The sequence below is a fragment of the Planctomycetota bacterium genome, from assembly GCA_016872555.1.
Taxonomy (GTDB): domain Bacteria; phylum Planctomycetota; class Planctomycetia; order Pirellulales; family UBA1268; genus F1-20-MAGs016.
The window spans coordinates 1-1,144 of the sequence record VGZO01000156.1 but is presented as its reverse complement, the minus strand read 5'-3'; the positions used below and the strand labels follow the sequence as shown (position 1 = coordinate 1,144).

Here is a 1,144-nt window from a genome sequence, read left to right as displayed (position 1 = left end):
AACTGAGTACAGTAGTAGTAGTAGTAGTAGTAGTACAGTAAAATGTCACAAAAAAAAATGGGAATGTGACGCTATAAAAAAATTTTCTCACCAAATCGCGTGTCTTAAAAAAAAATTGGATGTGTCTGTATAAAAAAATTTTTTGTCCGGGGCGAGTTTCGTTGTGACTGTAAAAAAAAATTTCTTGCAGATTTGTGTCCGTGGCCAATTTTCTTGCTATAGTCAATACTCAATACCTAGCCTTGGTGGAGGACAACGGCAACAGGGCCCTGCGCGGTGTTGCGAACGCGACGTGGGCGTGGCAACCTGCCGATGAACTGATGAAGTTCATCCGGGGCAAATTGCGCCCCGCCTACTACAACAAGATCATTGCGCTCGCGTCGGAGCACCCGAACGTCGCCAAGATACCCCACCCAAGTTATAGCTGGTTTGCCCAGCAGTTCCAGCGCATCGCGGAGGAGCTTAACACCGAGAAAATCAAGGAGGGGCCCTACAAGGGACTGAACTATATCGAGCGCGCGTGGGTGCTGTGCGGCCTTGGTCCAAAGGCTGACGGGTCCCTCATGAAGGCGCCGTTGCGGGAGGCGCTGCAGGCCCAGATTCCGGTGTCGGTGGTGAAGCAGGTGCACGCCGCGCGCGAGAAAGCTGCGCAGAAGCGCAGCGGGGAGAAGCGCCCCCCAGCCTCTTCGCCATCTGCCGCTGCGCCCGCTTCGCCGAAACGGCAGCGCACAGAGCCTGATGACAGTGATGACAAGGACGCAGTGCCAAAATCGAAGCCAGTACCGAAGTCGAAGCCAGCACCGAAGCGCGGCCGCGCGGTGCAGGTCCTCAATGATGACAGCGATGAGACGGACGACCTGCCAGCCAACTACCGAAGAATGGTCAAGGCAGTAGCGGCAGCGAGCGAGCCGGACGAATTCATCGACTTTGATGACCAAAAAAATGGACTTTTCACTCTAGTTGTGAGAGCGCAAAAAAAAACTCTAGTTGTGAGAGCGCAAAAAAAAGAAAATGTAAATGACGGTACGAAAAAAAATTGTTTGTAACTATAAAAAAAATTGGATGTGACGCTATAAAAAAATTTTTTGTCCGGAGCGGGTTTCAGTGTGACTGTATAAAAAAATTTCTTGCAAAATCATGTCCT

General features: G+C 50.5%; 1 protein-coding gene. It reads left to right on the top strand.

All coding sequences use genetic code 11. The features are described from left to right. Nucleotides 1-200: 200 nt before the first annotated feature. Nucleotides 201-1,046 (top strand): hypothetical protein, encoded by an 846-nt coding sequence (locus tag FJ309_17680; GenBank protein ID MBM3956405.1) that lies wholly within the window; start codon nucleotides 201-203, stop codon nucleotides 1,044-1,046. The last annotated feature ends 98 nt before the right edge of the window (nucleotides 1,047-1,144 follow it).